This is a genomic window from Stenotrophomonas sp. 82F1 (assembly GCF_056861525.1).
In genome coordinates, this window is sequence record NZ_JBSPUD010000003.1 from 272532 (window position 1) to 288985 (window position 16454).

At 66.0% G+C, this 16454-nt stretch carries 21 protein-coding genes; 11 read left to right on the forward strand and 10 right to left on the reverse strand.

Going from position 1 to position 16454, the window contains the following annotated elements:
• Nucleotides 1-42: 42 nt before the first annotated feature.
• The 3 genes from AC13GI_RS05605 to AC13GI_RS05615 all read right to left on the reverse strand — a co-directional run bounded on the left by AC13GI_RS05605 (nt 43) and on the right by AC13GI_RS05615 (nt 2357).
• Nucleotides 43-702, reverse strand: a complete 660-nt coding sequence (locus tag AC13GI_RS05605; protein ID WP_180166437.1) for a glutathione S-transferase family protein — start codon at nt 700-702, stop codon at nt 43-45.
• Between the two features lie 164 nt (nt 703-866).
• Nucleotides 867-1415, reverse strand: a complete 549-nt coding sequence (locus AC13GI_RS05610; RefSeq protein WP_482995756.1) for a GNAT family N-acetyltransferase — start codon at nt 1413-1415, stop codon at nt 867-869.
• 102 nt (nt 1416-1517) lie between these two features.
• Nucleotides 1518-2357 (reverse strand): glycine zipper 2TM domain-containing protein, encoded by an 840-nt coding sequence (locus AC13GI_RS05615; RefSeq protein ID WP_099821140.1) that lies wholly within the window; start codon nt 2355-2357, stop codon nt 1518-1520.
• A gap of 163 nt (nt 2358-2520) precedes the next feature.
• On the opposite strand from AC13GI_RS05615, the gene AC13GI_RS05620 reads away from it, so the two are divergent.
• Both AC13GI_RS05620 and AC13GI_RS05625 read left to right on the forward strand, forming a co-directional pair.
• Nucleotides 2521-2736, forward strand: a complete 216-nt coding sequence (locus AC13GI_RS05620) for a DUF6116 family protein (protein WP_380654734.1) — start codon at nt 2521-2523, stop codon at nt 2734-2736.
• Nucleotides 2733-3506: a TatD family hydrolase gene (locus AC13GI_RS05625; protein WP_482995757.1), complete on the forward strand. Its 774-nt coding sequence runs from the start codon at nt 2733-2735 to the stop codon at nt 3504-3506. Before AC13GI_RS05620 ends, AC13GI_RS05625 begins: the two co-directional genes overlap by 4 nt.
• 79 nt (nt 3507-3585) lie before the next feature.
• Here AC13GI_RS05625 and AC13GI_RS05630 read toward each other — a convergent pair whose 3' ends face one another.
• Entirely contained in the window at nt 3586-4413 is an 828-nt protein-coding gene (locus AC13GI_RS05630) for a tRNA threonylcarbamoyladenosine dehydratase (protein WP_089236156.1), read from the reverse strand.
• A 79-nt stretch (nt 4414-4492) separates the two neighbouring features.
• Between AC13GI_RS05630 and AC13GI_RS05635 the strand changes: the two genes are divergently transcribed.
• Nucleotides 4493-4927 carry a cytochrome c gene (locus tag AC13GI_RS05635; RefSeq protein ID WP_099821143.1) on the forward strand — a complete coding sequence of 145 codons (435 nt, stop codon included), beginning with the start codon at nt 4493-4495 and terminating at the stop codon, nt 4925-4927.
• Nucleotides 4928-5057: 130 nt separating this feature from the next.
• Nucleotides 5058-5555, forward strand: a complete 498-nt coding sequence (locus AC13GI_RS05640; RefSeq protein ID WP_099821144.1) for a glycine zipper 2TM domain-containing protein — start codon at nt 5058-5060, stop codon at nt 5553-5555.
• A gap of 88 nt (nt 5556-5643) precedes the next feature.
• Here AC13GI_RS05640 and AC13GI_RS05645 read toward each other — a convergent pair whose 3' ends face one another.
• A complete protein-coding gene (locus AC13GI_RS05645; protein ID WP_025876765.1) occupies nt 5644-5853 on the reverse strand; it encodes a cold-shock protein in 210 nt (69 codons plus the stop codon).
• 237 nt (nt 5854-6090) lie between these two features.
• Here AC13GI_RS05645 and AC13GI_RS05650 point away from each other — a divergent pair, with 237 nt between their 5' ends.
• The 3 genes from AC13GI_RS05650 (at nt 6091) to arsC (ending at nt 8194) form a co-directional block, all read left to right on the forward strand.
• Entirely contained in the window at nt 6091-6576 is a 486-nt protein-coding gene (locus AC13GI_RS05650) for a DUF456 domain-containing protein (protein WP_482995758.1), read from the forward strand.
• Nucleotides 6577-6698: 122 nt separating this feature from the next.
• A complete protein-coding gene (locus AC13GI_RS05655; RefSeq protein ID WP_482995759.1) occupies nt 6699-7853 on the forward strand; it encodes a phospholipase A in 1155 nt (384 codons plus the stop codon).
• On the forward strand, nt 7853-8194 hold the full coding sequence (gene arsC, locus AC13GI_RS05660) for an arsenate reductase (glutaredoxin) (RefSeq protein ID WP_482995760.1): 342 nt from the start codon (nt 7853-7855) through the stop codon (nt 8192-8194). The genes AC13GI_RS05655 and arsC overlap by 1 nt, the downstream gene beginning before the upstream one ends.
• 49 nt (nt 8195-8243) lie before the next feature.
• Here arsC and AC13GI_RS05665 read toward each other — a convergent pair whose 3' ends face one another.
• From AC13GI_RS05665 to AC13GI_RS05680, 4 genes are all read right to left on the reverse strand, one after another.
• Complete coding sequence (locus AC13GI_RS05665; RefSeq protein WP_099821148.1) at nt 8244-8879, reverse strand: glutathione S-transferase family protein; 636 nt, start codon at nt 8877-8879, stop codon at nt 8244-8246.
• A gap of 53 nt (nt 8880-8932) precedes the next feature.
• The gene (locus tag AC13GI_RS05670) at nt 8933-9277 is read right to left on the reverse strand and encodes a hypothetical protein (RefSeq protein ID WP_482995761.1); all 345 of its coding nucleotides are present in this window, start codon (nt 9275-9277) and stop codon (nt 8933-8935) included.
• A gap of 14 nt (nt 9278-9291) precedes the next feature.
• On the reverse strand, nt 9292-9708 hold the full coding sequence (locus AC13GI_RS05675; RefSeq protein WP_482995762.1) for a hypothetical protein: 417 nt from the start codon (nt 9706-9708) through the stop codon (nt 9292-9294).
• Nucleotides 9709-9817: 109 nt separating this feature from the next.
• Nucleotides 9818-11335, reverse strand: coding sequence for a fumarate hydratase (locus AC13GI_RS05680; RefSeq protein ID WP_099821151.1), 1518 nt, complete (start codon nt 11333-11335; stop codon nt 9818-9820).
• 148 nt (nt 11336-11483) lie between these two features.
• Here AC13GI_RS05680 and AC13GI_RS05685 point away from each other — a divergent pair, with 148 nt between their 5' ends.
• From AC13GI_RS05685 to AC13GI_RS05700, 4 genes are all read left to right on the forward strand, one after another.
• On the forward strand, nt 11484-12380 hold the full coding sequence (locus AC13GI_RS05685; RefSeq protein WP_482995763.1) for an RNA polymerase sigma-70 factor: 897 nt from the start codon (nt 11484-11486) through the stop codon (nt 12378-12380).
• A gap of 36 nt (nt 12381-12416) precedes the next feature.
• The gene (locus AC13GI_RS05690; RefSeq protein WP_099821229.1) at nt 12417-12866 is read left to right on the forward strand and encodes a carboxymuconolactone decarboxylase family protein; all 450 of its coding nucleotides are present in this window, start codon (nt 12417-12419) and stop codon (nt 12864-12866) included.
• Between the two features lie 244 nt (nt 12867-13110).
• Nucleotides 13111-14982 (forward strand): ABC transporter ATP-binding protein, encoded by a 1872-nt coding sequence (locus AC13GI_RS05695; RefSeq protein WP_482995764.1) that lies wholly within the window; start codon nt 13111-13113, stop codon nt 14980-14982.
• Nucleotides 14983-15061: 79 nt separating this feature from the next.
• The gene (locus AC13GI_RS05700; protein WP_049466610.1) at nt 15062-15841 is read left to right on the forward strand and encodes a ferredoxin--NADP reductase; all 780 of its coding nucleotides are present in this window, start codon (nt 15062-15064) and stop codon (nt 15839-15841) included.
• A gap of 111 nt (nt 15842-15952) precedes the next feature.
• On the opposite strand, the gene AC13GI_RS05705 is transcribed toward AC13GI_RS05700, so the two are convergent.
• The gene (locus tag AC13GI_RS05705; RefSeq protein WP_099821154.1) at nt 15953-16432 is read right to left on the reverse strand and encodes a glutathione peroxidase; all 480 of its coding nucleotides are present in this window, start codon (nt 16430-16432) and stop codon (nt 15953-15955) included.
• Nucleotides 16433-16454 lie beyond the last annotated feature (22 nt).

The following is a 16454-nucleotide window of genomic DNA, read 5'->3' on the forward strand; positions in this document are numbered from 1 at the left end:
GACCCTCTGCACGGGTCGAGCACGCCCGGCGCTGCAGGGGAATCAATCCGGTGCGTTGAACCGCGCGCGCACCTCGGCGGTCACCGCGGGCATGGGCACGAAGCGAGGCTGCGCGCGCACCCGCTGCAACCAGGCCCGCACCTGCGGGAATGCATCCAGCGCGATGCCACCGTCGGCAGCGACATCGGAATAGGCGAACAGGGCGATATCGGCGATACCGTAGTCATCGCCGGTGAACCACTGCGCCTGCCGCAGATGCTGTTCCATCACCGCCAGCGCGCTGGCAGCGCGCTCCTGCAGGCGCGGCAGTTCAGCACGGCGTGGCGAGTCGGCCGGTGTCCAACCGCGGATGAAGCGTGCCACCGCCACGCAGGGTTCATGCGTGTACTGCTCGAAGAACATCCAGCTCAATGCCTGCGCACGCTGCCAACCGTCGGCCGGAAGATACGGCGTGCCCTCGGCCAGCCAGAACAGGATCGCATTGGATTCGGTCAGCACGCGGCCGTCGTCGCGCACGATCAACGGCACCTTGGCATTGGGGTTGAGAGCGAGAAATTCCGCGCTATGGGTCTGGCCGTGGGCACTGTCCACCTCCACCCAGCGGTAGCGGCTGCCCAGCTGTTCCAGCAGCAGGCGCACCTTGTGGCAGTTGCCCGAGACCGACATGCCATGCACCGTCAACGGAATGCGCTCTTCCACCATTGCCTGCTCCAGGGAGGTCCCGGCCTGCAGCCGGCTGCCCGCAGTCTGGCAAGCAGCCAGGCGATTGCCAAGCGCGGGTGCAGCATGGCGGGCGATGCATCCTGTAGATGCCGAGCCGATGCTCGGCTGCTGCTCGACAAATGCAGCCGAGCATCGGCTCGGCTCTACAACGGCGAACGGCGCTGTTGCCATTGCTCGCGCGATTGCCCCCAGATTTCCAGCGGCTTGCCTTCATAGGGCGGTGGCAACTGCCCCATGCGCAGCAGCGTACTGCCGAGCTTGCGCGCAACCACTTTCGAGTTCTCGTTGTCTTCGGCGATGGTGTGGATCACCTCGTCCCAGCCCAGCGTATCGAACGCCCAATCGATGGCTGCGATCGCCGCCTCCGGTGCGTAGCCCCTGCCCCAGCTGGCACGGCGGATGCTCCAGCCGACCTCGGTACCGGGCCAGTCCTGCGGCTGCCACGGTCCCATGCGACCGATCCATTCGCCGCTCGATTTCTCGATCACGCTGAACATCGAGAAGCCGAACAGCTGCCACGCCCCGGCCAGGCTGCAGAAGCCACGCCATGCCACCGAAGGTGACTGCACGCCGCCCAGCGTGCGCATCACCTCTTCATCGGCACAGAACGCCAGATAGGGTGCGTAGTCCTGCCGCTGTGGCGGGCGCAGGATCAGGCGTTCGGTTTCGATGCGCAGGTCGAAGATGCTCATGGGGCCATGGTAGATCCACGCCACCCGTGGATGCACCCCACCCATGCAAAAAAAACAGGCCGGCAAACGCCGGCCTGTTCGATGCTGCGTCGTAGCTGGGGATTACTGGCGGTTGGCCGTCGAATCCGCAGCGGCGGCGGTCTGGGTGACCAGCTGCCCATCCACCACCGGCAGGCGATCGCTGGCCGGCTTGTTGTCCATGCGCACGGTCTTCTCGGTGCCGTCGTAGCGATAGGTCACGTTGTAGCCCTTGACCACATCGCTGGTACCCATGGCGATGCGGTTGCCCGGCTTGCTGCCCATGCGCATGGTGCCGGTGGTGCCGTCTTCATTGCGATAGGTGACGTTGTAGCCGGTGACACGGCTCGACTCGGAAGTCGCCGTTTCGGTGTGGCACTGACGCTCGGTGCGGTTGACCACGCGGCCACCCACATGGCGCTTGTCGACCTGGTTGCCGATGAAGCCACCGGCCACGGCACCGGCGGCAGTTGCCGCCTTCTTGCCATTGCCGCCGCCCACCTGGTTGCCCAGCAGGCCACCGACCACGGCACCAACCACGGTGCCGCCGACGTTGCCATCACGCTCGGGCAGGCGCTCCTGCACCACCACGTCCTGACAGACCTCATGCGGGGTCTGGGTAGTGGACGTCTCGCGTACCGGATCGGTGCCGATCACGGTGGCATAGGCCTTCTGCTTCTCGGTGATCGGATCGACCTTCAGCACATCGGCGTATTCCAGGCCACGCGGCGCACTGGCATCCACTGCGTCGCCACGTGCGCCGTCGTCGGTGGCATTGCCATCGACCAGGCGCGATTCACTCGGGTTTCCGGCGCTGAGCTGCTCAGGCGACTTGTCGCCACTCTTCATGAAGGCGGCGGTTGCGATACCACCGACCAGCAGCGCGCCCGCTGCGACCAGGACAGTTGTAGTTGTGCTTTTCATGACCTGCTCCTTGCGGACCGTCCGCAACGTTCTCAGGCCAGATTGCAGCATGCGGTGCCTGAACGGAATCTCCACATTTCCTGCTCACCGCCGTAACCCATTCAGCATCGGGAAATGCTGGGCCCGTGGTAGCGTTTGCACATTCCCCCAGGAGGACCCTGTGATGGCCAACCCGATGCTGCTGCCGGTCCTGCAATGGGCGCGCCGGCTGCGCTACCCCACCCTGTTCAAGCTGACCGCCGGTCTGTTCGCGCTGACCCTGCTCATTCCCGACCCGATTCCGTTCGTCGACGAACTGATGCTGGGCCTGGGCACCCTGCTGCTGGCCAACTGGAAGAGCCGCAGCGCAGCCACGCCACCGCCGCTGGAGCAGCGTTGAACCTGCTGGTCGACAGCCACTGCCATCTGGATGCCAGCGAATTCGACGGCGACCGCGAGGCGGTCATCTACCGCGCACGCGCTGCCGGCGTGCAGTGGCAGGTGGTGCCGGCCGTCACTGCGGCCAGCTGGCCAAAGCTGCGCGCGGTCTGCAAGCGGGCGACGGGCCTCTACCCCGCCTATGGCCTGCACCCGATGTTCCTGGACCAGCACCGGCCTGAACACCTGCCGCAACTGCGTGAATGGATCGACCAGGAGCGACCCTGCGCGATCGGCGAATGCGGACTGGATTTCTTCGTCGAGGGCCTGGACGCCGAGGCCCAGCAGGACTATTTCCTCGGCCAGCTGAAGTTGGCACGCGAGTTCGATCTGCCGGTGATCGTGCATGCCCGCCGTGCAGTGGATGCGGTGATCGCCGCGATCCGCCGCATCGGTGGCCTGCGCGGGGTGGTGCACAGCTTTTCCGGCAGCCCGGAACAGGCCGCACAGCTGCACAAACTGGGATTCCTGCTCGGCCTGGGCGGACCACTGACCTACGAGCGCGCGCAGCGCCTGCAGCGGCTTGTCCGCGAGATGCCACTGCAGCAGTTGCTGCTGGAGACCGATGCACCGGACCAGCCCGACGCAGGTATCCGTGGCCAGCGCAACGAGCCGGCGCGGCTGGCGGTCATCGCCCGCCACATCGCCGCGCTGCGCGGAATGGACATGGAAGACGTGGCGCGGGCCACCACGGACAACGCGCGGCGGCTGTTCAGCCTGCCGGCACCGTAACGGTAGTGCCGGCCGCTGGCCGGGCCCCCCGGACCGTTTGAATCAGCGCAGATACCGGCCAGCGGCCGGCACTACCCGATCACACCCCGGCCTCTGCCTCAACCGCTTCGGCTTTCACCTTCTTCGGCTCCAGCAGCATTTCCAGCGCCTTGCCCACCGCGGCAAATGCGAACGCGCCGGTGATGTGCGTGGCTGCGCCCAGTCCGGCGCCGCAATCCAGCTTCAGGGCCGCATCCGCGCCCAGGTTCGGCCGCAGGCCACAGACGCTGCCGTCGGCTTGCGGATACTTCACGTTCTCCAGCGAATACACCGCCGGCACGCCGAAATAGCGCTTGGCATTCTTCGGGAAGTTGAATTCGCTGCGCAGCTTCTTGCGGATCAGCGCCAGCATCGCGTCATGCTCGGTGCGCGAGACATCGCGGATGCGCACCAACGTCGGATCGGTACGGCCGCCGGCCGCGCCGACGGTCAACAACGGCAACTTGCGGCGGCGGCACCAGGCGATGGTTTCCACCTTCACCCGGAAGCTGTCACAGGCATCGATCACCAGGTCGAAACCGCGGTCCAGCAGTTCGGCCATGTTGGCCGGGGTCAGGAATGCCTGCACGGCGTCGACCTCGATCTGCGGATTGATCGCCCGGCAGCGCTCGGCCATCGCCTCGGCCTTGTTGCGCCCGTAATTGCCCTCCAGCGCCGGCAGCTGCCGGTTGGTGTTGGATACGCAGATGTCATCGGCATCGATCAGGGCCAGATGGCCAACCGCGGAGCGCGCCAGCGCCTCCACCACCCACGAGCCGACACCGCCCATGCCGACCACGGCGACACGGCTGCCCTGCAGGCGCTCGAGCGCGCCGACGCCATACAGCCGTTCGATGCCGGCGAAGCGTTGTTTGACCTGTTCGTTCATCAGGCTATTTTAGCCTGCAGATGCCCTGACGACTGCTCGCCGACACCGAACCCACCGTTGCACGCCCGGAGCGCCCGCCATGAGTGCCAGCCCACCCCGCCGCCCATCCGCCGCCTACCGCTATCTGTTCGTACTCGGCCTGGGCCTGCTGATCGGCCTGATTGCCACGGTGATGGTCGGCCGTGCCCTGCAGGCGCGCCGCGATCCATTCCCGGACAGCCTGATGCAGGTGATGCAGCGACAGGCGGATCTGCTGCAGCAGGCGCAGCAGCAGAACCGCTGCAGCCTGGCCGACAGCGTCCCGCGCCTGCAGGTGCTGCGCCTGCTGTCCAACGACCTGGACCTGGCCTTTCCCGGGCTGAAGGACAGCCGGCAGTTCCAGCAGCACGCCAGCCAGTACCGGGCCGATCTCAATGCGGCATTGGCCAGCCCTCCCACCGACTGCACCGCGTTGGCGCAGCAGCTGCAGGCACTGCAGAACGATTGCCAGGCTTGTCACCAGGATTTCCGCTGATTCATCTTCGAGAGGGCGAAGGCCAGTGTGGTTGGCGCCTTGTTCACGTTGGAAAGAGGAGGATTCGCTCACCCTGCTGCATGACGCAGTACCACCCAACGCACCCGCCTTCACGGCCAGGAGACGCCCCATGAAGATCCAGCTCATCGCCGCCAGTGTCATCGCAACCCTCGCCCTGGCCGGCTGTGCCACCTCGCCGGGCTATGGCGGTGGTGGTTACAACAACAGCGGCTACAACAACGGCGGCTACGGCAACAATTCCGGTTACAACCAGGGCCGCTGCGCCGACTGCGGCATCGTCACCCGCATCAATGCCGTGCAGTCTGGCCGTACCGCGCCTTCCGCCACCGGCGCGATCCTCGGCGGCATCGTCGGCGCGGTTGCCGGCCATGAGATCTCCGACCACACCGGCGGCAGCCGCGGCAACAAGAACATCGCCGCCGCCGCCGGCGCCGTGGGTGGCGCACTGGCGGGCAACCAGATCCAGAAGAACGTCACCAGCGATACCTATGACATCAGCGTGCGCATGGATGACGGCCGCACCATCGTGGTCAACCAGCGCGACCTCGGCGGCATCCGCGAAAACACCTATGTCCGCGTGGTCAACGGCAAGGTCATCCTGCGCTGAACCGCAGCGGGCCCCGGCCGATCAGAACCGGAGCAACAAAAAAAGGCCCGCTTGCGCGGGCCTTTTTCATGCCGGCAAGCGGCAGGAATTACGCCGGCTGGACCTTGTCAGCCTGCAGGCCCTTCTGGCCCTGCACCACTTCAAAGCTCACAGCCTGGCCTTCCTTGAGGCTCTTGAAGCCCTGGGTCTCGATGGCGCGGAAGTGCACGAACACGTCCTCGCCATTCTGCCGGCTGATGAAGCCGAAGCCCTTGGCATCATTGAACCACTTCACGGTACCGTTCTCGCGATCAGCCATCTCACTAACTCCCTTTGACTCTCTACTTGTTGTTGGATACGCCTGTTGGGCGGCTGACAAGCAAGGGGGAAGCGAGGTGCATCGATGCAGCGGATCGGAACGATCTTGCTTCATCAGGCCACGATCCACGGTGACCTTGCCAAGCTCAGCGACTGCAACTTAACCCGACCAAAACGAAAAAGCAACTGGTAAAAACCTTTCACTGTCAACCCCAAAAAGCCAACCATACTGGACAGCATGGACCTCTCATTCATCTTGTATCTGCTAGCGGTCATTTTTGTCCTGATCGGCATCGCAGGCATCGTCCTGCCAGCCCTGCCGGGCATCCCGCTCGTGTTCGTCGGACTGGTGCTGGCTGCGTGGGCAGATGGCTTCGTCCATGTCGGCTGGCCCACCCTGCTGATCCTTGGCGTACTGACCGCGCTGTCGCTGCTGGTCGACGTGCTGGCGACCGTAGTCGGCGCCAAGCGCGTGGGCGCCAGCCGCAAAGCGCTCTGGGGCACGTTCATCGGCAGCGTCGTCGGCCTGTTCTTCATGCCGATCGGCCTGTTCGCCGGGCCCCTGCTCGGCGCGCTGCTGGGCGAGTACTGGCATACCCGCGAGCTCGGCCGCTCGACCAAGGTCGGGCTGGCCACGTGGCTTGGCATCCTGCTTGGCCTGGCATTGAAGCTGGCGCTGGTGATCGCGATGCTGGGCCTGTTCGCCTTCGCCTGGTTCCTGTGAGGCAGGCGGCCTTCACGCAGCGCGCACGCATACGCCGGGCATAAACCCGTGGGGCTGGCCGTTACCGGATGCAGCCGCCACACTGTCCCTCTTTCCGCATTCATTCCGAAGGGCCTGCTGCAATGACCCTCTCTCCGTTGTTCCCCCGCCTTGCACCGCTGGCGCTGGCCCTCGCAAGCGCGCCACTGGCCGCCCAGGAATTCGCGCCCAGTGCCGAGGCCTCGCCGGCCGCCTGCGCGGCCATCACCACCGATGCCGCACGCCTGGCCTGCTACGACCGCCAGTTCGGGCGCACGCCGCAGGCCACCGCCGAAGCTGATGCGGCCGCCGAAGCCGCCGCACAGGCACGCCGCGAGCAGCGCAACACCACGCGGGTAAGCCAGGGCGAGGAAAAACTGCGCGAACGCGTCGGCGATCTGTTCCGTTCCGATGCCCCCGACAGCGCCCTTGCCAATGCCGGCCGCGGTTCGTTGCTGGACAGCCGCTGGGAACTGGCCGAGGACTCCAAGCTGGGCCCGTTCCAGCTGCGTGCGTACAAGCCCGTGTACCTGCTGCCGGCCTTCTGGACCAGCGACCGCAACACCATGCCGCACTCGCCGAACCCGGCCAACAGCGTGACCACCCCGCAGGTGCTGGACAGCGCCGAGCTGAAGTTCCAGATCAGCTTCAAGACCAAGATCGTCGAGAACCTGTTCGGCGACAACGGCGACATCTGGGCAGGCTACACCCAGAGTTCGCGCTGGCAGGCCTACAACGGCGAGGACTCGCGCCCGTTCCGCGAGACCAACTACGAGCCGGAAGTGATGATGGTGTTCCGCAACGGCTACTCGATCGGTGGCTGGCGTGGGCGGATGACCGGCATCAGCCTCAACCACCAGTCCAACGGTCGTGCCGATCCGCTGTCGCGCAGCTGGAACCGGGTGATGCTCAATGTCGGCCTGGACCGCGAGAACTGGGCACTGGTGCTGCGTCCCTGGTACCGCATTCCCGAGACCCGCAGCGACGACAACAACCCGGACATCGAGGACTACATGGGCCGCGGCGACGCGACCCTGACCTGGAACCACAAGGGTCACGAGGTCTCGTTGATGGCGCGTCATTCGCTGCGCACCGGTGACCGCTCGCACGGCGCCCTGCAGCTGGACTACGGCTTCCCGATCAGCAACCTGCTGCGCGGTCATGTGCAGATCTTCGACGGCTATGGCGAGAGCCTGATCGACTACAACCACAAGGCAACCTATGTCGGCGTGGGCGTGTCCCTGCTGGAGTGGTTCTGATGGAGGTGACGATCTGGCACAACCCCGCGTGCAGCAACTCGCGCGGGGCGCTCAAGCTGATCTGCGACGCCGGTTTCGAGCCGGTGGTGATCGAGTATCTGGGCAGCCCACCCGACGTAGCCACGCTGCGCCAGGTGCTGGCCGAATCCGGCCTGGCAGCCACCGAACTGGTGCGCAGCAAGGAACCCGAGTTCGCCGCGCTGGGCCTGCAGGGAAGCGACGACGATGCCCTGCTGGCCGCGATGGCCACCCACCCACGGCTGATCAACCGCCCGGTGGTACGCAGCGCAAAGGGCACCCGCCTGTGCCGGCCACCGGAAACGGTGCTGGAAATCCTGTAACCCGCCCCGCTTTGGTAGAGCCGAGCATGGCTCGGCTCTACAGAACGGGTTACCGCCAGTCGGTGATGCCTTCGCGGCGATAGACCTCGGCGAACGCCGGGCGCGCCTTCAGGCGGTCCGCATACGCCTTCAACACCGGCCAGTGGTCGCTGGGCGTGGGCATGTTGCGCGACCAGCGCATCAACATCACCAGCATGAAATCGACAACGCTCGGCGCATCGCCAAGCAGGTAGGGGCCGCCGCTCTGCAGGTGCGTGGCAACGTGCTGCCACGCCGCTTCCAGCTGCTGGCGCGCCATCGCACGCACGCCGTCGATGCACTCGCCACCCGCCGCTTCATGCGCGTAGAACCAGGCGCGGTACGCCGGCTGCACGGTGTTGGCACACCAGAACATCCAACGATAGGCCTCACCGCGTGCGGGCGCACCGACGGCAGGCAACAACCCTGCCTGCGGATGACGATCTGCCAGATACAGCGCAATCGCGGCCGCCTCGGTCAGTACCTGGCCGTCGATCAGCAGAGTCGGCACTCTGCCTGCCGGATTGAGCGCCAGATAGTCAGCTGATTTGTGCTCGCGCGTGTCGAAATCGAGCAGCACCAGTTCGTGCTCGATGCCCAGCTCGATCAGCAGCCAGTGCACCACCAGCGAGGCGGTGCTGGTGGAACCATACAAGGTGGTGCGCATATGACCGGTCCTGTGCGGGGAACGGATGATTATGCGCGCTGTCGCCGGCGTGGTCAGCCGCAGCTGCTCATGCAGGTATCACGACGCTCACCGCAGCCCATCATCGGCGCCCGCAGCGTGCAGTCGTGCGCCTTCAATTCGCAGGAACGACGCAGTTCCGGATGCTCGATGTCCTTGCAGCGTTTGTCCGGCGTCGGCGCCACCTGCTGCTCGCAGCTGGACTGGCGGCTGCCGATCTCCGCGCCTTCGGCCATGCAGCTGCGGTAGCTGGCCTGGCATTGCATCTGGCACTGGGCACCGGCGCTGAAGCCACCCCCACCGTCATACGACGAGGACGATGTACTGCATCCGGCAAGAGCCAGCAGAGTGACAAACGGGAGACTGCGCAACAGGTTCACAGGACACTCCTTGTTCAATAGACCGGAAGACTGCCGGAAGAACGGATTTCGCTCACCGATCCGCCGCAGTCGAGTACACACTGGGCCCGGGTCGCATCGCAGGCGCGCGTGTTGGCTGCGGTCGCGCAGTATGCGCCGGCGCCACGTGCGCCCTCGCAGCGATGCCGCATCTTCTCGTCAGCGATATCGCTGCACGTATCGATCACGCGCGCTTTGTCCGCCTGACAGCTCTGCTGCGCCGTTTCGGCCATCGAACGCGCCTGACCCGCACATTGCAGATGCCGCTGTGCACACCCCGCCGCACACACGCGGCCGGCCTCACTGGTGGGTTGCGCCACGTAATACTGCGGCGCGCAGCCTGCCATCAACGCAATGGCGACTGCAGCGAAAACGATCCGTATTGCTTGACGCACAAGCGGCTTCCCTTCCATGGCAACGCGCTCACCCTAGCAAAGCCGCGCGAGTTCAAACGTTAAACGACGAACGGCGCCACCAGGGCGCCGTTCTGCGATCGGACAGGCATGGACGACGCCGCGCCGATCACTCCACCACGACAGGAATCTTGCCGATGCGGGCCTGCCATTCGCGCGGGCCGGTCTTGTGCACCGACTCGCCGGTGGAATCGACGGCCACGGTCACCGGCATGTCTTCCACGGTGAACTCGTAGATCGCTTCCATGCCCAGGTCGGCGAAGCCGACGACCTTGGCCGCCTTGATCGCTTTGGACACCAGGTAGGCCGAACCACCGACGGCCATCAGGTAGGCCGACTTGTGCTTCTTGATCGCTTCGATCGCGGCCGGGCCCCGCTCGGCCTTGCCGACCATGCCCAGCAGGCCGGTTTCGCTCAGCACCTGTTCGGTGAACTTGTCCATGCGGGTGGCGGTGGTCGGACCGGCCGGGCCCACCACTTCATCGCGCACCGGATCGACCGGACCGACGTAGTAGATGAAGCGACCCTTGAGATCGACCGGCAGCTGCTCGCCCTTGTTGAGCATGTCGACCATGCGCTTGTGCGCGGCGTCGCGGCCGGTCAGCAGCTTGCCGTTGAGCAGCAGGGTCTGGCCCGGCTTCCAGCTGGCCACGTCTTCCGGCGTGATCGTGTCCAGGTCCACGCGGGTGCCCTTGGAAGCGTCGTACGTCAGCTTCGGCCAGTCTTCCAGCGACGGCGGATCCAGCATCACCGGGCCGCTGCCGTCCAGGGTGAAGTGCGCGTGGCGGGTGGCGGCGCAGTTCGGAATCATCGCCACCGGCAGGTTGGCCGCGTGGGTCGGGTAGTCGTTGATCTTGATGTCGAGCACCGTGGTCAGGCCACCCAGGCCCTGCGCACCAATGCCCAGCGCGTTGACCTTCTCGTACAGCTCCAGGCGCAGCTCTTCAATGCGGTTGGACGCACCGCGGGCCTGCAGTTCGGTGATGTCGATCGGCTCCATCAGCGCTTCCTTGGCCAGCAGCATCGCCTTTTCGGCGGTGCCACCGATGCCGATGCCGAGCATGCCCGGCGGGCACCAGCCCGCGCCCATGGTCGGCACGGTCTTCAGCACCCAGTCGACGATCGAATCGGACGGGTTGAGCATGGCGAACTTGGTCTTGGCTTCCGAACCACCGCCCTTGGCGGCGACGATCACCTCGACGGTGTTGCCCGGCACCACCTTGACGTTGACCACACCCGGGGTGTTGTCCTTGGTGTTGATGCGCTTGCCGGCCGGATCGGCCAGCACCGAGGCGCGCAGCTTGTTGTCCGGGTACAGGTAGGCGCGACGGATGCCCTCGTTGGCCATGTCTTCCACGCCCATGGTGGCGTCATCCCAGCGCACGTCCATGCCGATTTCCAGGAACACGGTGACGATGCCGGTGTCCTGGCAGATCGGCCGGTGGCCCTCGGCGCACATCCGCGAGTTGATCAGGATCTGCGCGATCGCCTCCTTCGCTGCCGGCGACTCCTCGCGCTCGTAGGCGGCGGCAAGGTTCTTGATGTAGTCGACCGGGTGGTAGTACGAGATGTACTGCAGCGCGTCGGCGACGGACTGGATGAGGTCTTCCTGCTTGATCGATGTCACGGATTGCTCGCTTGCTGAAGGCTGGCGGGGGTAATCCGCCCATTTTACCCCCTCCCTCGGCCGCGGGGTGGCAGTGCCGGCCGCCGGCCGGCAAGATCTGAACCCTGCCCTCTGTCACGCCCGCGCCTGCCCCGGCGTCCTTGCCCACATGAACGCCGAAACCGCCTTCCATACCCACCGCCCGCGCCTGATGGCGCTGGCCTACCGCCTGCTGGGCAGCCGCACCGACGCCGAAGACGTGGTGCAGGACGCCTGGCTGCGCTGGTCCGGCGCCGATACCGCGGCCATCGTCGACCCGGAAGCCTGGCTGGTCACCACCACCACCCGCCTGGGCCTGGACCGGCTGCGCGCGGCCAAGCGTGAGCGCGCGCACTACGTGGGCCCGTGGCTGGCCGAACCGTTGGCGATCACCCTCGAACCTGATCCGGCGCCCGACCCGGCCCAGCTGCACGCGCTGGCCGATGATGTATCGGTGGCCTTTCTGACCCTGCTCGAACAGCTCGGCCCGGAGGAGCGCGCCGCCTTCCTGCTGAAGGAAGCCTTCGACCACGACTACCGCGAGATCGCCGATCTGATCGGCCACAGCGAGGCCAACTGCCGGCAGCTGGTGCACCGTGCCCGGCAGCGCCTGCAGGCGGGGCGGCCACGCTTCAACGCCGACGCCAGCCAGCACCGGCAACTGCTGGCGCGTTTCATGGACGCCTCCCAGCGCGGCGACAGCGAGGCGATCCAGGCGCTGCTGCATGCCAACGCGCTGCTGGTCTCCGATGGCGGTGGCGTGGTTACTGCGGCGGTGCGTCCGCTGCTGGGCGCCGAGCGCATCGGCCGTCTGTTCTGGGCCATCGCCCGCCGCGGCGCAGCGCATCCGGCGCAGCTCGGCTACGTCAACGGCGAACCGGCGATCCTGCGTTTCCATGGCGACCGCCTGCATTCGGTGACCACCATCGAAGTGGTCGATGGCCGCATCGCCAATGTGTACAGCGTGCTCAATCCGGAAAAGCTGCCTGCGGTTGTCACGCGCGCCGACACTGCGGCGTCCTTGTAACGAAAGGCGGCCATCCTGGTCGCCGTGGAGCTGAAGATGTCCAACCCTGCCTCTCCCCGCGTTCCTTACACCCGCCTCGCCGCCGAAGCGTTCAAGGGCCTGCTGGCCACCAGCAAGGCGGTGCACGACAGTTCGGTCGATCCGACCCTGATGGAACTGGTGTTCCTGCGCGTCTCGCAGCTCAACGGCTGCGGCTACTGCATGGACATGCATGCCACCACGCTGCGCAAGGGCGGCATCGAGCCGCGCAAGCTGGATACGTTGCCGGCCTGGCACGAAAGCCGCTTCTTCGACGAACGCGAACGCGCGGCGCTGGGCTGGGCCGAGGCGCTGACCCGGTTGACCGATGGTGCGCCGTCGCAGGCGGCGTTCGATGCGCTGGCGCCGCACTTCGATGAGAAGGGCATCAGCGACCTGAGCATGGGCATTGCGGTGATCAATGCCTGGAACCGACTGGGGGCCGGATTGCTGCCGCCGCTGCCGTAAGAGGGGGCCAGCCGGGTGGGTCAGGTTCCTGCAGCTGTCGGTAGGTGTCGACCTTGGTCGACACGGTAGATCCACGCCATGCGTGGATGGAGATGGGTCGGATCCCTTCGCACTGCGAAGGGCTCTGACCCGATGTGGGTCGCTGGGGTCAGAGCCCTTTGCCGCGCAAAGGGATCTGACCCCGGTGTCGGCCACACGGCTGCCCTGACCCCATCTGCACGTATCAGGCGCGCACAATGGCGGCATGCCCGCTTCCCACACCGCCGGCGCTGCCGGCGCCAAGAAACCCAGCCTGCGTCAACGCTTCAAGGCGATGCGCAACCTGCCGCCATTCCTGCGCCAGGTGTGGCAGACCAGCCGCGCCCTGACCATCGCCAGCCTTGGCCTGCGCCTGATCCGTGCGCTGCTGCCGGTGGCGATGCTGTACGTCGGCAAGCTGATCATCGATACCGCGCTGCACCTCAGCCAGCACGATGCCGGCTTCCCACCGCTGGGAGAGGCCCTGTCCAGTGGGCTGCTCAATCCGCTGCTCGGCCTGCTGGCGCTGGAACTGGGCCTGGCGATCGCCTCGGACCTGCTCGGTCGGCTGGTCAGCTACGCCGATGCGCTGCTCTCGGAACTGTTCGCCAACGCCACCAGCGTGCGCCTGATGGAACATGCGGCGACCCTGGACCTGGAGGACTTCGAGGACCCGGACCTGCAGGACAAGCTGGACCGTGCGCGGCGCCAGACCATGGGCCGGATGAACCTGATGAGCCAGCTGTTCGGCCAGGTGCAGGATGCGATCACCGTCGCCAGCCTGGCCGTCGGCCTGCTGGTCTACGCGCCGTGGCTGATCCTGCTGCTGGCGCTGGCACTGGTGCCGGCCTTCATCGGCGAATCGCACTTCAATGCCGCCGGTTACAGCCTCAACTTCCTGTGGACGCCGGAACGCCGCCAGCTGGACTACCTGCGCCAGCTCGGCGCCAGTGTGGAAACGGCCAAGGAAGTGAAGATCTTCAACCTGCACCGGTTCCTGGTCGACCGCTACCGCAGCTTGTCGGCGGCACTGTTCCTGGCCAACCGCGCGCTCGCCCGGCGGCGTGCGTTCTGGGGCACGCTGCTGGCCGCGCTGGGCACGCTGGGCTACTACACCGCGTATGCCTATATCGCCTGGCGCACGGTGCGCGGCGATTTTTCGATCGGTGACCTGACCTTCCTCGCCGGCAGCTTCCTGCGCCTGCGCCAGTTGCTGGAAGGCCTGCTGATCGGCTTCTCGCAGGTGGCCAGCCAGGCGTTGTATCTGGACGATCTGTATTCGTTCTTCCAGATTGAACCGGAAATCCACTCGCGCAAGGACGCGGTGCGCGTGCCGCAGCCGATCCGCGAAGGCTTCGTGTTCGAAGACGTGGGCTTCCGCTATCCCGATGCCGAGCACTGGGCCGTGCGTCACCTCGATTTCCAGCTGCACGCGGGCGAAGTGCTGGCACTGGTCGGTGAGAACGGTGCGGGCAAGACCACCCTGGTCAAGCTGCTGGCACGCCTGTACGAGCCGGACGAAGGCCGCATCCTGCTCGATGGCCGCGACCTGCGCGACTACGACCTGGACGACCTGCGCGCCAACCTCGGGGTGATCTTCCAGGACTTCGTGCGCTACAACCTCAGTGCCGGCGAGAACATCGGCGTCGGCCAGGTCGAAGCGATGGACGACCGTGCGCGGATCACCGATGCCGCCCGCCGCGGCATGGCCGAGGAAGTGATCGCTGCCCTGCCCGGCGGCTACGACCAGCAGATCGGCCGCCGCTTCAAGCAGGGCGTGGACCTGTCCGGGGGCCAGTGGCAGAAAATCGCCATCGCTCGCGCGTGGATGCGCGATGCACAGGTGATGATCCTGGATGAGCCCACCGCGGCGCTGGATGCCCGCGCCGAGTTCGAGGTGTTCCAGCGGTTCAGAGAGTTGGCGGATAATCGCACCGCAGTGCTGATTTCCCACCGCTTCTCCTCCGTGCGCATGGCCGACCGCATCCTGGTACTGGCCGATGGCCGGATCGAGGCCAGCGGCACCCACCAGGAGCTGATGGCACAGGGCGGCCGCTATGCCGAGCTGTTCGAACTGCAGGCGGCAGGTTACCGCTGAGAACGCCTCTCGTTCCGCCTAATGAGAACCTGTCTCATTTGAGATAGAATTGTCCCGACGACTTCCGATAGATACGCCCATGTCCTCCGCTTTCGGCGCCGAAACGGTGCTTGAGGTCCGCCACTGGACCGACGCCTACTTCAGCTTCACCCTCACCCGTGACAGCGGTTTCCGCTTCGAGAACGGCCAGTTCGTGATGATCGGCCTGGAGACCGATGCGCGGCCGCTGCTGCGCGCGTACTCCATCGCCAGCGCGAACTGGGAAGAACAGCTGGAGTTCTTCAGCATCAAGGTGCAGGACGGCCCGCTGACCTCGCGCCTGCAGCACATCAAGCCCGGCGACAAGGTCCTGGTCGGCAAGAAGCCCACCGGCACCCTGCTGATCAGCGACCTGCACCCCGGCAAGCACCTGTATCTGCTGGGCACCGGCACCGGCCTGGCGCCGTGGCTGTCGGTGATCAAGGACCCGGAGACCTACGAGCGCTTCGACAAGGTGATCCTGTGCCACGGCGTGCGCTACGAAAAGGACCTGGCCTATCGCGATTATTTCGAGAAGGAACTGCGCGAGCATGAGTTCCTCGGCGAAATGGTCGGCGACAAGCTGCTGTATTACCCGGCGGTGACCCGCGAACCGTTCCCGAACCAGGGCCGCCTGACCTCGCTGATGGAAAGCGGCGAGATGCAGCGCACCCTCGGCCTGCCCGAGCTGAGCCCGGAAAACGACCGCGCGATGATCTGCGGCAGCCCGCAGATGCTGGCCGACCTGCGCACCGTGCTGGACAGCCGCGGCTTCCAGACCTCACCGCGCATCGGTACGCCCGGCCACTACGTGTTCGAGCGCGCGTTCGTCGAGAAATAAGCAGGGCTGTTGTAGAGCCGAGCCCACGCTCGGCTGCTCTGCCGGCCGACCATGGCTTGCATGCACGCTGCGCGCGCAAGCCGAGCCTGGGCTCGGCTCTACAGAGAGCGGCTACAGCAGCGCTTCGATGCCGCCGCGCAGCTGCTCCGGCTTGGTGGTCGGTGCATAGCGATCCACCACCTGCCCCTTGCGATCAACCAGGAACTTGCTGAAGTTCCACTTGATGCGGGCGATGCCCAGCAATCCGCGCTTTTCGTGCGACAGCCATGCCCACAGCGGGTCGGCCCCCTCGCCGTTGACCTCGATCTTCTGCGACAGCGGGAAGCTGACCGGATAATCGATCGAACAGAACTGGCGGATCTGCGCGGCATCGCCCGGCTCCTGCGCGCCGAACTGGTTGCAGGGAAAGCCGATCACCACCAGGCCGCGATCACGATAGTCCTGCCACAGCTGTTCCAGCCCGGTGTACTGCGGGGTGAAGCCACAGCGGCTGGCCACGTTGACCAACAGCAGAGGACGTCCCTGGTACTGCGCCAGCGCCTGCGGCTGGCCGTCGAGGTCACGGAAGCTGAAATCGTAGGCGGTGGTCATGGCAACGGGCCTGGGGGCGGTG

Coding starts and splice junctions, on each gene's coding strand:
- AC13GI_RS05645 (WP_025876765.1), bottom strand. CDS start 5,853: ATGGCTGATCGCGAGAACGGTACCGTGAAGTGGTTCAATGATGCCAAG.
- AC13GI_RS05630 (WP_089236156.1), bottom strand. CDS start 4,413: ATGAACGAACAGGTCAAACAACGCTTCGCCGGCATCGAACGGCTGTAT.
- arsC (WP_482995760.1), top strand. CDS start 7,853: ATGGAGGTGACGATCTGGCACAACCCCGCGTGCAGCAACTCGCGCGGG.
- AC13GI_RS05700 (WP_049466610.1), top strand. CDS start 15,062: ATGTCCTCCGCTTTCGGCGCCGAAACGGTGCTTGAGGTCCGCCACTGG.
- AC13GI_RS05640 (WP_099821144.1), top strand. CDS start 5,058: ATGAAGATCCAGCTCATCGCCGCCAGTGTCATCGCAACCCTCGCCCTG.
- AC13GI_RS05685 (WP_482995763.1), top strand. CDS start 11,484: ATGAACGCCGAAACCGCCTTCCATACCCACCGCCCGCGCCTGATGGCG.
- AC13GI_RS05690 (WP_099821229.1), top strand. CDS start 12,417: ATGTCCAACCCTGCCTCTCCCCGCGTTCCTTACACCCGCCTCGCCGCC.
- AC13GI_RS05615 (WP_099821140.1), bottom strand. CDS start 2,357: ATGAAAAGCACAACTACAACTGTCCTGGTCGCAGCGGGCGCGCTGCTG.
- AC13GI_RS05610 (WP_482995756.1), bottom strand. CDS start 1,415: ATGAGCATCTTCGACCTGCGCATCGAAACCGAACGCCTGATCCTGCGC.
- AC13GI_RS05665 (WP_099821148.1), bottom strand. CDS start 8,879: ATGCGCACCACCTTGTATGGTTCCACCAGCACCGCCTCGCTGGTGGTG.
- AC13GI_RS05635 (WP_099821143.1), top strand. CDS start 4,493: ATGAGTGCCAGCCCACCCCGCCGCCCATCCGCCGCCTACCGCTATCTG.
- AC13GI_RS05650 (WP_482995758.1), top strand. CDS start 6,091: ATGGACCTCTCATTCATCTTGTATCTGCTAGCGGTCATTTTTGTCCTG.
- AC13GI_RS05675 (WP_482995762.1), bottom strand. CDS start 9,708: ATGGAAGGGAAGCCGCTTGTGCGTCAAGCAATACGGATCGTTTTCGCT.
- AC13GI_RS05605 (WP_180166437.1), bottom strand. CDS start 702: ATGGTGGAAGAGCGCATTCCGTTGACGGTGCATGGCATGTCGGTCTCG.
- AC13GI_RS05620 (WP_380654734.1), top strand. CDS start 2,521: ATGGCCAACCCGATGCTGCTGCCGGTCCTGCAATGGGCGCGCCGGCTG.
- AC13GI_RS05695 (WP_482995764.1), top strand. CDS start 13,111: ATGCCCGCTTCCCACACCGCCGGCGCTGCCGGCGCCAAGAAACCCAGC.
- AC13GI_RS05655 (WP_482995759.1), top strand. CDS start 6,699: ATGACCCTCTCTCCGTTGTTCCCCCGCCTTGCACCGCTGGCGCTGGCC.
- AC13GI_RS05705 (WP_099821154.1), bottom strand. CDS start 16,432: ATGACCACCGCCTACGATTTCAGCTTCCGTGACCTCGACGGCCAGCCG.